The organism is Pedobacter sp. MC2016-15, assembly GCF_026239695.1.
Classification (GTDB): Bacteria; Bacteroidota; Bacteroidia; order Sphingobacteriales; family Sphingobacteriaceae; genus Pedobacter.
The window spans coordinates 588,720-601,418 of the sequence record NZ_JAPIVS010000003.1 but is presented as its reverse complement, the minus strand read 5'-3'; the positions used below and the strand labels follow the sequence as shown (position 1 = coordinate 601,418).

At 45.3% G+C, this 12,699-nt stretch carries 13 protein-coding genes; 2 read left to right on the top strand and 11 right to left on the bottom strand.

All coding sequences use genetic code 11. The annotated features are described in order from the left end of the window. Nucleotides 1-6 precede the first annotated feature (6 nt). From OQY15_RS11560 to OQY15_RS11530, 7 genes are all read right to left on the bottom strand, one after another. Complete coding sequence (locus OQY15_RS11560) at nucleotides 7-1,554, bottom strand: family 20 glycosylhydrolase (RefSeq protein ID WP_265791775.1); 1,548 nt, start codon at nucleotides 1,552-1,554, stop codon at nucleotides 7-9. 10 nt (nucleotides 1,555-1,564) lie between these two features. Then, the gene (locus OQY15_RS11555) at nucleotides 1,565-2,224 is read right to left on the bottom strand and encodes a carbohydrate-binding family 9-like protein (protein ID WP_265791773.1); all 660 of its coding nucleotides are present in this window, start codon (nucleotides 2,222-2,224) and stop codon (nucleotides 1,565-1,567) included. Next, nucleotides 2,225-3,553 (bottom strand): sugar MFS transporter, encoded by a 1,329-nt coding sequence (locus OQY15_RS11550; RefSeq protein ID WP_265791771.1) that lies wholly within the window; start codon nucleotides 3,551-3,553, stop codon nucleotides 2,225-2,227. It abuts the gene before it with no gap. Between the two features lie 69 nt (nucleotides 3,554-3,622). Continuing rightward, on the bottom strand, nucleotides 3,623-4,684 hold the full coding sequence (locus tag OQY15_RS11545) for a substrate-binding domain-containing protein (protein ID WP_265791769.1): 1,062 nt from the start codon (nucleotides 4,682-4,684) through the stop codon (nucleotides 3,623-3,625). A gap of 75 nt (nucleotides 4,685-4,759) precedes the next feature. Further along, entirely contained in the window at nucleotides 4,760-5,581 is an 822-nt protein-coding gene (locus OQY15_RS11540) for a universal stress protein (RefSeq protein WP_265791767.1), read from the bottom strand. A gap of 28 nt (nucleotides 5,582-5,609) precedes the next feature. Further along, nucleotides 5,610-7,025: an inorganic phosphate transporter gene (locus OQY15_RS11535; protein WP_265791765.1), complete on the bottom strand. Its 1,416-nt coding sequence runs from the start codon at nucleotides 7,023-7,025 to the stop codon at nucleotides 5,610-5,612. Between the two features lie 182 nt (nucleotides 7,026-7,207). Beyond that, on the bottom strand, nucleotides 7,208-7,618 hold the full coding sequence (locus OQY15_RS11530; RefSeq protein WP_265791763.1) for a hypothetical protein: 411 nt from the start codon (nucleotides 7,616-7,618) through the stop codon (nucleotides 7,208-7,210). 165 nt (nucleotides 7,619-7,783) lie between these two features. On the opposite strand from OQY15_RS11530, the gene OQY15_RS11525 reads away from it, so the two are divergent. Then, on the top strand, nucleotides 7,784-9,031 hold the full coding sequence (locus tag OQY15_RS11525) for a hypothetical protein (protein WP_265791761.1): 1,248 nt from the start codon (nucleotides 7,784-7,786) through the stop codon (nucleotides 9,029-9,031). Here the strand turns inward: OQY15_RS11525 and OQY15_RS11520 are convergent. Further along, nucleotides 9,019-9,267 carry a hypothetical protein gene (locus tag OQY15_RS11520; protein WP_265791759.1) on the bottom strand — a complete coding sequence of 83 codons (249 nt, stop codon included), beginning with the start codon at nucleotides 9,265-9,267 and terminating at the stop codon, nucleotides 9,019-9,021. The genes OQY15_RS11525 and OQY15_RS11520 overlap by 13 nt on opposite strands. Nucleotides 9,268-9,394: 127 nt before the next feature. Between OQY15_RS11520 and OQY15_RS11515 the strand changes: the two genes are divergently transcribed. After that, nucleotides 9,395-10,261: an OmpA family protein gene (locus OQY15_RS11515; RefSeq protein ID WP_265791758.1), complete on the top strand. Its 867-nt coding sequence runs from the start codon at nucleotides 9,395-9,397 to the stop codon at nucleotides 10,259-10,261. Between the two features lie 61 nt (nucleotides 10,262-10,322). Here the strand turns inward: OQY15_RS11515 and OQY15_RS11510 are convergent, their stop codons facing one another. The 3 genes from OQY15_RS11510 to OQY15_RS11500 all read right to left on the bottom strand — a co-directional run bounded on the left by OQY15_RS11510 (nucleotide 10,323) and on the right by OQY15_RS11500 (nucleotide 12,694). Then, nucleotides 10,323-11,678: an FAD-dependent oxidoreductase gene (locus OQY15_RS11510; RefSeq protein WP_265791757.1), complete on the bottom strand. Its 1,356-nt coding sequence runs from the start codon at nucleotides 11,676-11,678 to the stop codon at nucleotides 10,323-10,325. A 142-nt stretch (nucleotides 11,679-11,820) separates the two neighbouring features. Next, nucleotides 11,821-12,144 (bottom strand): thioredoxin, encoded by a 324-nt coding sequence (gene trxA / locus OQY15_RS11505; RefSeq protein WP_265791755.1) that lies wholly within the window; start codon nucleotides 12,142-12,144, stop codon nucleotides 11,821-11,823. Nucleotides 12,145-12,262: 118 nt separating this feature from the next. Further along, nucleotides 12,263-12,694 carry a helix-turn-helix domain-containing protein gene (locus OQY15_RS11500; RefSeq protein ID WP_265791753.1) on the bottom strand — a complete coding sequence of 144 codons (432 nt, stop codon included), beginning with the start codon at nucleotides 12,692-12,694 and terminating at the stop codon, nucleotides 12,263-12,265. Nucleotides 12,695-12,699 lie beyond the last annotated feature (5 nt).

Here is a 12,699-nt window from a genome sequence, read left to right as displayed (position 1 = left end):
AGTTTACTATTTGGAACGGCTTAACCTTGCGCGCAGGAGCTCAATTTTCGCATTGCGCAGTTCATTTTCCTGCCTGATCTCCGCAGGATAAAGATATCCGGTATTCTGCCTGGTAAATTTTTTATCTAGTTCTTCAGGCTGCAAGGCATCCAGTTCTTTCAGCAGTGCAGGCAAACCGGCTTCGGTCATTTCCGGTGCATTGGCCCGGGCTTCGATCGACTGGTACGCAAGATACTGAACCCTGATCGCCGTCATCAGCCTGTATTGCTCAAACTCCTCTTTATTTTTTGAAGGCTGCAGTTCTGTCAATACTTTCAGCGCATATCTGGTACTGTCCAGCATTTGGTCGATACTCAGCGAAGTATTCACCGGCTGTCCCTGCGTGACCTCAAAGGGCGTAGTCGTAATGGCCTTCCAGAACAATCCGGACTGAGCCTGATCAAAGCCATACTGCGTCTTGCTGTAATTACGTACAAATCCATCTACATCCAATGCTTCGGCAGTTTTGATACTCTCCAGAAAGGCCGCGATCAGCATATTGAAACCGCTGATCGGGTATACGCGCCTGATGGCATACAGATCTACCACATCCTTTGTGCTTTCCAGCACTGAGGAATACAAACCTGAGGTTGACCATGAAGTCATGATCATCCCCTTGTAACCCAGTTTCTTCCCAAAAGGTACAAAATCATGAATATTTTTGAAATGTTTGGCCCACTGCGTGAGGAAAAAGTTGTCCGGGTGACTACGTATAGAGGGTGCGCCCCAGATCTCGAACCCGCTTTGCATCAGCTTCTGGTGGTCGCCAAACTGGTTAATATCCCATCCATAGTTCCAGTCGATAAAGATCGTTTCCTTTGGCAGCCCTTGCAGCGCCTCCGGATATTTCAGGGCAATATCTGCCCAGAGCACAGGCTTCTTGCCCAGGCTAACCACGGTTTCGCAGAGCATCCTGATATAATCCCCGTAGAGCCTGCCCATACCTACTGCCTTTACCTTCTTTTTGGATTCTTCAGAATGCCCCAGTAAATAGGTTTCATCGCCACCGATGTGGATATAGGGAGAGTGATGTGTAGAGATCAGGTCTTTGTACAGCGTGGTAAAAAGTTTCTTCGTTTCGGCTTCCTTTAAAGGATTCACCTGGGAGTAATCCTTCTGATCCTCCCTTAAGTCTTTGTATTTCAGGTTCCTGAGAATATATTCAACGTGCCCAAAGCTCTGCTGCAGCGGGATGACATCGATGTGCAGCGAATTACAATACGCAATAAAGGAAATTACCTCATCCCTGCTGTAGGCAAAGCGGTTGGGGATCAGTGGTTCTTCCTTAAAGGGATAAGTTCCCTCCCATTCCATCACCAGCGTATTGATCCCATTTTTGCTGAGCTGCAGTGCCAGTTTCATCAGTGCCGGCATGGGCATGGCCTGGATACGCAGGTCCAGGTGAAAGCCACGCACCGGGAAAGGGCTTGCTTTTGACGCAGCAGCTATGGCTGTTTCCGGCTGGCCAAGAGCAGTGGTCAGCAAAATCAGCAGTACTAATGTTCTTTTTATCATGGTCTTCATGTTAAGGTACTAAATTTATGGTGTCAGCTTCTGCTAAAAAGTGGATTTCTCCGAAACAGTCTGGTCTGTGAAAGTCGGGAGCCGGAGCGTCGATCCTGTTCCAGGTCAGGAAATGAGGTTCAGGCAAGTCATCACCGCATTTGTAAAAGTTCCCTGAGGCCTGTAAGCCCTCAAAAGTGCTGATCTCCTGATGAATAAAAACCTCTGCAGGAACCAGCCATGTCATTTCCCAATTAAAGTGCTCCCCTTCCATGTCCTGAATGGTGAGTGTCTGTATTTGCTGAACTGTAGCTTCATCTGCAAGAGTCCTGTCCCCTTTCTCACTGCCATACGCCATCTTGCCAATACCCAGACAGTTAAACTCTATATTGTAGTAATACCCGCTACGATCAAATGCTATAAAAAATTCAACACAGTTATCGCGGTGCACCTCTCCATTGATCTTCCGCTCAGCCGTCCGGAAGTAATCATTTGATACATTAAATTTCAGGAAGATATCTTTTTTGCTATGTGCAATGATCATCTCAGCCTTGCAGGCGCTATTGAATTTCGGCCATGATGTATTGGAAAGCGGAACTGCAGGTAGCTGATCGAGTATTGACTGGAGCTCCGGTAGTCCGATGTCATGCGCTGAATGAAGATATGGTATAGCTAGTTTCATTTACAGCAATTTTAAGTTAGCATCTGTTGTACGGAAAGGTTTCGAACTGACCCAGCGATTCAGCCGGTACCCCCTGTACGCGTAAAACAACAAATAAAGGTAACAGGGCAGCAAGACCCAATAGGCCTGCTGCAAACCATAGGTGTCAGCAAGATGCCCATAAACCAGCGGCAACACCGCATTGCCGGACAGCCCCATGATGAGAATTGCCGCACCAACTTTGATAAAGCGGCCAAGCCTGTCCATCGCCAGCGGCCAGATCCCTGCCCAGATCATCGAGTTGGCAAATCCCAGCAGCACAATAAACCACAGCGAGATATCCGCCTGATGGCCCAGAATATTCAGACTGCCATGACTGAAAATAATACAGAAGGTCAGCAGCAGCCCGATGCACACACAAACACGTAAAGCAAAAATCTGCGATATATACTTCGGAATCAATGATATGCCCAGCAAATAACCAATTATGGTCGCTCCCAGGGTATAGGAGGGAAAAACCTTGGATTCCAGCAAGGAGATATCCATCGACCGCGCATAACCGATGATCGTATCTACGGCGATTACTTGCGAACCCACATGTACAAAGATGGCTAATGCCCCAAGGATCAAATGAGGAAATTGAAAAATGTTGTCTTTATCTTTATTTGCTGCAGCGGTAAGGCTGTCCTCCAGATCGGTATCAATTTCCGGCAAGGGTGAAAATCTCACCAGTATCCCCAGCAGGATCAATATCACCGAGACACAACTATACGGCAGGATCACCCTGCGGATCAGTTCATCAAGAATAGGTGCTCTCTCTGCTGCGCCCATCGACTTCACCTGTTCAAAAAGTGCCTGATCGGATGATTTAAGTACCACTGCCGCAAATAGCAAGGGTGCGATAATCCCGGCAAACTTATTACAGATGCCCATGATACTGAACCTCATGGCAGCACTTTCCTTTGGCCCAAGTATCGTCACATAGGGATTTGCGGCTGTCTGCAGGATCGCCAGTCCGGCCCCCAGTGTAAACAATCCCAGCAGGAATACAGGGTAGTTGCGCAAAAGTGCAGCGGGAACAAACAAAAAGGCCCCAAAAGCCATGATCCAGAAACCTAGCATCATCCCTTTCTTAAAGCCCACCCTCTTGAGCAGCAGGGAAGCAGGGAATGACATGAAAAGATAAGAGATATAAAACGCAAAGGCGACGAAATAGGATTCAAGGTTACTCAGCTCACAGCAAATCTTGAAATATGGGATCAGCATGGCATTAATCCAGGTCACGAAACCAAATACAAAGAAGAGGATGGCAATAATTAAAAGTGACTGAGTATAAGCTTTTTTATCCATAACGTTAACGTACACGAATAAACGAAACATTTATTTCAGTTCCAAATTTTATTGTACTGATGCCGGAAATTAGTTCACGTAGAAATCACAGTTTTCAGTAGTGATAATATCAATTGGCATAAAGGTATTCTTCTCAGCAGTCTTTCCATGTACGATGTTCTGATACAGTGCGATGATGCCTTTATAGCCCTGCTCCCTGGGTTTCTGACAGATGAGGAAGTCGATAATTCCCTCTTTTAGATAAGAGATGTTATCTTTTGTGTAATCAAAGCCAATGACGATGGGACGCTGTGTTTCATTCTTCTTCAGGTATTTCGCTACAGTGGAGACCCTTGAGTTAGTCACGAAGATCGCCCCTACCTGCTCAGTTTTTAAGAGTTTACTGAGCGCGCTGCTCACAAAGCTGAAATCTGTTTTTTTGATATCCAGTTTAATAATAGGGTTATCTAAATGGTTATCCAAAAAGTAATTCCTGAAACCCTGCTCTTTGCGCAGCAGGTGATGCTGGTTATCAATTTCATGGGAAATATTCACGATCAGTATTGTTTCCTCTTTTTTCACCAGATACTTCATCAGGTGTGCAGATAAATATCCGCTTTGATACAAGTTAGGACCAATATAAGAGAGGCTGTTATGTTCCTGGATATCAGAGTTGATAAATACATAGGGAATCTTAATTCGCTCCAGTTTTCTCAGGAAATGTTCAGACTCCTCAATAAAAATCGGCGCCAGCAGCACACCCTGTATTTCAGAAAGATCAATTTTGCCGATCTGCTGCAGAAAAGAGTTTTTATCATTCAGGTCGTACAGGTAGTTTTCTACCTCAATTCCGTAGGGACTGATTTCGGTACTCGCCTGAGCGATGCCCAGTAAGGGTGCCTCCCAGTAATCCGTTTCTGCAGATACCTTTGGTATGAGCACAGCAAACTTCAGTTGCTTTTTGGAAGCCAGCCTGCGTGCGAAGATATTCGGCTGATAATCCAGCTCCTGAATAATCGCATTGATCTTATCTTTGGTTTTTTGAGATACCCCCTTGCGGTCGTGAATTACGCGATCTACCGTTCCGATGGAAACATTTGCCCTGCGGGCGATTTCCTTCACGCCCGTTAACTCCGTATCTTTTTCTGACATACAATAATAATTGTCTAAAGATAACAGAATTTATATTTACGGATAAAGCTATAATATCAATACATAATTCTACAGCTATTCATGTAAAACCAGGATGGCTTTCACGGTCTTATTCATCACCTGATTGACGGTGCTCCGCGTAAACAGTCTGTAAACGATATTGTGGTGATGTTTTACCAGACAAAGGATATCCGTTTCATGGGATTCAATAAATGCCAGAATACCATTCAGCGGGCTTCCTTCAGTAATGTAATTGAACTCCGGTTCGGCATGTTTGATCAGTCCTTTCAGTTTACTTTCAAAGATCTCCAGCTGTTTCGGGTCTGCTTTTTCGGTTACATACAAAACCTGCAGCTTGTCAGAGCCGAAGCCATGAACCATTTCATTCAGTGCATTGACATCCTCCGCCGATAATCTCGTATCATAATCTGTAGCTAATGTGATAACAGGTACCTTGGAGAATTTACTCTCCTTCGGCACAATCAGCGTCGGGATCTTCAGGTTGCTGACTACCATGCTGGCATTACTGCCCACAATTCCGGTGATACCTGTCGATCCCGTGATGCCCATTACCAGCAGTTCCACATGGTGATGCGATGTATAGCGCGTAATGACTGTCTTTAAAAAACCGACATCACACAGTGTTTTCACCACTACATCTTTGTATTCTTCTTTTTCGGTAAAAACACTTACCCATTCCTTGAGCGCTTCCCGCTTGTTTTCGTAGTAGTTCTCAATGAAGATGGCGTTGTATGTACTGTTGTTGATGCCTTCTGTAGGATGTATGGCATGAATAGCACATACTTCCAGATCCAAAACTTTGGCTAACTCCATTGCGTATTCCATCGCATTGGCCGCGCTGGCCGAGAAATCGGTGGCTAAAAGTATTTGTTTCATTTGCAGAGTTTTGATGAAGAACAGAAATTTAAATAAATAAATGGAAAAACATGAATAATAAAAGGGACAAAACAATGGCTACCGGCAGGGTCAGTATCCAGGCGAGTGCAATGTTTTTCAGGGTGCCGTTGTTCAGGTTTTTTGTACCTCCTGAAGCAACCATCGCACCGGCAATACCGCTCGACAATACATGTGTGGTACTTACCGGAAGACCGAAACCTGTACTCAGTCCGATGGTTGTGGCGGCCACGATCTCCGCGGTGGCACCTTGCGCATAGCTCAGGTGTTCGTTACCTATTTTCTCTCCAATGGTGACCACGATACGTTTCCAGCCGATCATCGTGCCCAGGCCCAGTGAAACTGAAATGATTCCTATCACCCAGATGGGTGCAAAGTTGGTTACCTTTCCCAACTCCTTTGAAGCATCAGATAAAATAGCTTCATCACCATCTTTCAGTTTGATGTTTTTATTGCTTTTGATCGCGTCGATTTCAGCGTTCATCTTTTGGATGAGCTGACGGAATTTGTAAGCTTTCTGGTTATCCGTAACCGGCTTGCCTGATAATTCTGTTTTGGTAGCGGCAATGGCCGAATCCAGTCGTACGAATGAACTGCTTCCCGCTGCTGTATTTCGCTGAAGCACCATTTCTGTTTGCTGCAGAGAGGCCAGGATTTTTTCTTCAGGGATATTATGGTTGATGGCAAAACGTACCGGTAAAAAAGCGATCATGATCAGCATGAGTAGCCCTACTCCTTTTTGTCCGTCGTTACTGCCATGAAAGAAACTCACGAGTGTACAGGTAGTGATGAGCAGCAACCTGATCAGGATCGGGGGTCTGTCGTCTTCGCCTGTAGGGATATGAAAGAGCTGTTTTGATTTGATCACGTGTTTCATGAACATCATGAGGAGTACGGCAAGGCCGAAACCGATGAGTGGCGACAACACGAGTGATAAGCCGATCTCTTCTGCCTGGTGCCAGTTTACCCCGCGACCGCCATAATACCAGGTGAAGCCGAGGCTCGCCCCGATCATCGCTCCGATCATGGTATGAGAGCTGGAACATGGGATGCCAAAATACCAGGTACCGAGGTTCCAGACAATGGAAGCCAGCAGTACTGCCAGCACCATACAGGCGCCTACCTCTACCGGCAGGATCATCAGCTCATTCAGCGGTACGAGCTTCAGAATACCCATCGCTACAGACACACCGCCCAGCAGTACGCCCAGGAAATTCCAGAAACCCGACCAGGGAACGGCAACCACGGGTTTCATGGCTTTGGTGTAAATGACCGTTGCCACCGCATTGGCCGTATCGTGGAATCCATTTACAAACTCGAAGCAGATCACTGCCAGCACACAAATTAAGAACACAACCAGAATGGCGCCGCTCAAATTAACTTCGCCCATGAAAGGGAAGATCACTGCATTTAAAGGGAATTGCATATAAAGAATGACGATAAAATAGATTATTGATCAAATAACCACATATCGTCTTGAAATGCCGTAAAATTCAGGTTAACAAATTGTTATGTTATCAGGACAATTTGATCAACAACAGAAACAGCCGGCAGTCATCCCGACGCCAGCTGCTCCTGAAATTGTATTCAATAAATTTTAAGATTCCCCTATTTCAGGAAATCATCATCGTCATCGTCCAGATCATCATCATCATCCAGACCCAGATCGTCATCATCTTCGAGGTTAAGGTCATCCTCGTCCGGATCATCCTCTTCCCCGTCATCGTTCCCAGGATCTGTAGGCAGATCATCAAACTCTTCAGTACCGTCATCTTCCAGATCATCATCCTCAGGATAATCATCATCCTCGTCATCATCCGGATCTCCGTTATCATCCACCTCTTCCAGTAAATCATCTACATCGGCTGTGCCGATATCATCAGTATCTTCATTCAGATCTTCTTCAGTGAAAGTGTCCGGAGTTGGTTCAGGGGTACCATGCGAACTGTGCAGTTGCTGTGTTTTTTCTTCTACGTCAATGCTTCCGTTTTTTGCGTAGTCTTGATTTTGATTTTCCATAGTACATTCTTTAGCAGGTATAACCGAATAACACCCATCGCCTTCATAAGGTTCTGAGAAAAACATATTTTATCAAAAACCTCCGGTTTTGAGAACATTGACACCTGCATAAAAATTCATTTTCCTCATTGACAATCAGCAACAATTATATTAGGTTTGATAGACATGAGCAAAAAGAAGAAACCGGTAAAAGGTAACGACCAGAACAGAGAATTGCGCCAAAGATTCTTTGAGCGCATAGAAATACTCTGTGAAACCTTTGCCGGCCCGGGATACTTCAAAAAAATCCCTGCCATTCTGCTGGAACACATGTTCATGAACAGGTATCCCGCACTCAAGGCCAGGGCCTTTCCCGATGCCACCATCCCAAAAGCAAAAGTCACGCAGTTCCATAAGCTCATGAACAAGTTTATTGGCGACAGATATGTGGAGCTGGATAACGGGGATAAACTTTATCTGAGCTGGTATCTTGCTGAAGGGCTCATCCTCATCAACTATATCGATGAGATGGCAGAAAGCGATTTTCCCCATGCCCATGAGTTCAAAAAGGCAATTGCAGATTACCTTCCCGGATCAGAAATCCATTCCATGATGGACGAAATGCTCATGGAACTGGTGCATGACACAACAGTATTCCTGAGCGATTACAATCATACGATCATCACGGCAAATATCGGGGCTACGGCATTTTTCGACAAGGAAAGCCATACCAACAACGTCCTGATACAAGACCGGAAACCGGAAAAATCGTCTATCATCCTCGACGGAGAAAAGCGCGCCATTATCAGCCTGAGCTGGCTGGCCGAAAATATGGAATGGATGCATACGGAGGTCAAACCTTCGGTACTGGGCTTCAAAACCGGATCAATTGATATCCCAATCAGAGTCTATATCCAGCAGCATGCGCTGGATAAATTACAGGAACGTATAGATATCACTCCCGGCATCATGCATTACATGATCTTTCTCCTGCTGAACCAGCCCGAGATTAAACACCATAAGAAAGATAACACCAGCCTCGTTGAATATTACCTGATGGACCAGAAAGTCGGCTATCTCCTGATCAGCCTTATCGATGCCAAACTGATCATCCGTACCTTCCTCTTCCTCACCAATGACGGCACCCCCGAAGGCAAGAAACTCAATCAGCTTTTATCGCTGGATAAAGAAGATAAAAAATACCTGATGATTGATACCCTGCCTACTTTCAATTCTTATCATATTGATCAGAATGCAGGCCTCAGCAAAATATTCAGGGAAGCTGGATGTGGCCCCTTGCTCAAACTGGGACACCTGAAGGAGTTCTCACAAAAAGAGATCAAGGACAAAGATCCTGAGTCCATTCTCAAGTACCTGGGCGACTCAGAGAATTTTACCGGACTTGCTGAAAATTCTCCGGATCAGGAACTGTGATCCTCGATCATCTGTCCGATAAATTCTACCAGCTCCATGTTCATATCGCTGTCGGTGTGCCAGACATAACCTCTGTCCATGTCTTCAATCGGATAGATAATTCCCAGCAGCTCCGGAATCACAATTCCGTGAATCTCATCATCGTCATTCATGGTCACCATAAAATGGTTGGGTTCGTCTAAGGGAGTTACCGTCACCGTCTTATATAAAAAGCGCACACTAAATTCCTGCATCATCTGTTAGGTTTAAAAGAGAACACCCTAAACAGGGGTTCTGTTTTAAATGGGACAAAAGTTCGGGCTGATTGGCACGATCTCTGCAAGTACCATGGCATCATACAGATATAAAATAAAAATCATAATTATGAAATTATCAATTTTGCCTGCAGCGCTGATTGCGCTTGCTTTGTTAGCACAAGGCTGTGTAAGTAATAAGAAATTCAATGACCTCCAAACCAACTATACTGATTTACAAACCAAAAACAGTGAACTCAGTAAGAAATATGACGAAAGTCAGCAGGGACTATCCTCATCCAGCTCAAGGGTAAAAAGCCTGGAAGAACAAATTACGTCAGAGCGGGCCAATGTATCAGCGTTACAGGCTGCACTGGATAAATGTCTCACTTCATCAGGTCAGGGTAACCTGAATATCTCCAAACTGGTGGACGAGATCAATTCATCCAACAAATACATTCAGCACCTGGTGAACACGAAAAACAAAAGCGACTCACTTAACATGGTGCTCACCAATAACCTGACACGCTCATTAAGCCGCGAGGAAATGCGTGATGTGGATGTACAGGTATTAAAGGGTGTGGTATATATCTCCCTGGCAGACAACATGCTGTATAAATCAGGTAGCTATGATATCTCCGATAAAGCAGGACAACCGCTGGACAAAATCGCGAAGATCATCAAAGATTACAAGGATTATGATGTACTCATCGAGGGTAATACCGATGCCGTGCCTATTACCATGCCGAACATCCGTAACAACTGGGATCTAAGTGCACTGAGGGCATCATCAGTAGTGCAGGCGCTGCAAACTACCTACGGGGTTGAACCAAAAAGGTTGACTGCCGGTGGTAGAGGTGAATACAATCCTATTGCAGACAATACCACCGATGCCGGAAAAGCAAAAAACAGACGTACACAGATTATCATCACTCCTAAACTGGATCAGTTTATGGACCTGATAGGAAAAGCTCCTGAAACTACTACAAAACCATAAAGATCATATCCTATACACAAAGCCGGCCTTCATTCAATTGGAGACCGGCTTTTTTTTTGGCTTAAAAAGGATAGGAGTTGAAAACCTGATAAGGATCGTAATGCGATTTTACAGTTCGCAGCCGTTGCAGATTGTCACCATATGCAAATTGTACCTGAGCAATATCCGCTTTGGTCAGCACATTGGGATACCCTCCCGGAAGGGCATCGTCAGCCAGGTCGGCACAAAGATCCCTGCTCCAGCGCCGATGTGTTTCGGCATGAACATCGTCGTCAGGTGTCCATGTTGAAGTGATTAACACCAGAATATGGGGTTCCCGCAGGCCAAAAGCAGTAGAATCCAGGGGCAGCTTTGCAGCTCTTCCATAACAATACTGCATGGTGATGGTAGATAAACCTGAAGTTATCTTTGCGCCTGCTTTTAAAATGATGTCGAGCGACTGGCCCTTTAACTCTTTGAGCCATCTCGTTTTCATGTCATTACAGTTGCCCTGGGTAACAAAAGTATCAAATTCTGCCAGCAAGTCTTTGTACCGCAGCTGCTGCACTTTCTCTGACAATGGCTTTTGAAAGTAGGTAAACGCAGCAATTAAATACTCTCCGGCGGTAATTTCTCCGCACCAGGTTAATGCAACGATAACAACAGTTTCGCCATCCGGTCCGGGTATAATTCCTGTGATCATTGAAAGATCATCCGGTGCAGTTCTGGCATATTCATTGCAAAACATCAGTATACCCGGGGCCGCCTGCAGAGGATATAAAAACTGTGCAGATAATACAGATGCGGCATCATGCAGACGTACACGCATAGAAACGACTACCCCGAAGTTCCCCCCTCCTCCTCTGATCGCCCAGAATAAATCTGCGTTTTCAGTTTCGCTGGCCGTTAGCATGTTACCATCAGCCATCACCAGCGTAGCACTGATCAGGTTATCAAGTGCCAAACCATATTTGGGTGTCAGGGGACCGTAACCACCACCCATAATTAAACCCGCCATACCTATAGTGCTGCCCGCCCCGGTAACCGCGACAAGATTGTAGGGGTCTGCCGCAGCGAGTAAATCCCCGGCGGTGGCGCCACCCTGCAGGACGGCTTCTTTCTTGTCAGCATCAATCATCACCTTACGCATGTTTGAAAGATCGATCACCAGTCCATTTTCTGACAGGGCCAAACCCGACCAGTCGTGTCCCCCAGCCCTTACAGTTAAATCCCATTGATATTTTCCTGCGATACGCACTGCCGAAGCTACATCGCTGTCAGTGGTGCATAAGGCAATCAAAGCAGGACGTGTATGTACCGCGGCATTCCACAACTTCACAGATTTCTCGTAGAGCGGATGCCCGGCTGAAACCACCTCCCCCTGCAGGGCTTCTTTTAGTTCTGAAAAGACGCGATGAAATAATAGCTGAATACTCATATTCAAAGCTAAAAGTTCAGTACAGCACAGTAAATCCCCAAAAACCGGCAGATGCTCACCGCATTTGGTGATAGGGTGTCCAATAAAAAAGGGGTATCACATCTCTGTAATACCCCTCATTAAACAATCAATCCAAACGGTCTTAGTTCAGCTGTTTTTTCAACTTATCTGCCAGTACAGATTTTGGAACAGCACCAACTTGTTTGTCTACAACCTCACCATCCTTAAAGTACAGCAAAGCTGGAATATTGCGGATACCGAATCTTACAGACAACTCCGGGTTATTGTCAACATTTATTTTTCCTATGAGGGCCTGACCATCATATTCCTTAGCGATCTCTTCCACTACAGGCCCTACCATACGACAGGGTCCGCACCACTCAGCCCAAAAGTCTAAAAGCACAGGTTTGTCTGATTTCAGCACAAGTTCCTCGAAGTTCGCATCAGTAATTTCTATAGCATTCATAATTTCTATGTTTTAATTTCTATAACAAAGATAATCAAAATTCTAATACCAGTTGCATTTTGCAACTGCTTTTTACTATATTACTGATGTTCTTACATTCGGATAACAATTGAAGGGATTAAGCGCCCAGAATGGCATCCCTGCGTTGCTTCAGCTCTGCTGCATATGCGGGAATAGTTTCAGATTTATTGGCCTCCAGTCGTTTATATATTGGGTTACACGGCGGTTTGACTGCTCTGTGTTTATCACTCCAGGCGAACAGTTCCACGAAGACCGGCAGAAGATCTATCGCCTTATCTGTCAGCGAGTACAGGTATTTCGCTTTGTTTGCTGCTGAGGCCGTCTTGATCAGAAAACCCTCGGCATCCAGCACTTTCAGACGTGCAGTAAGGATATTGGTGGCAATCTTCTCTTCCGAAGCCTTAAATTCACTGAAAGAAGATTTGCCCTCGAACAACATATCACGCAGAATCAGCAATGTCCATTTATCGCCGAAGATATCAATGGCATAACATATAGAGCAATCAGAACGCAAATGATTATCCTTCATAAAGA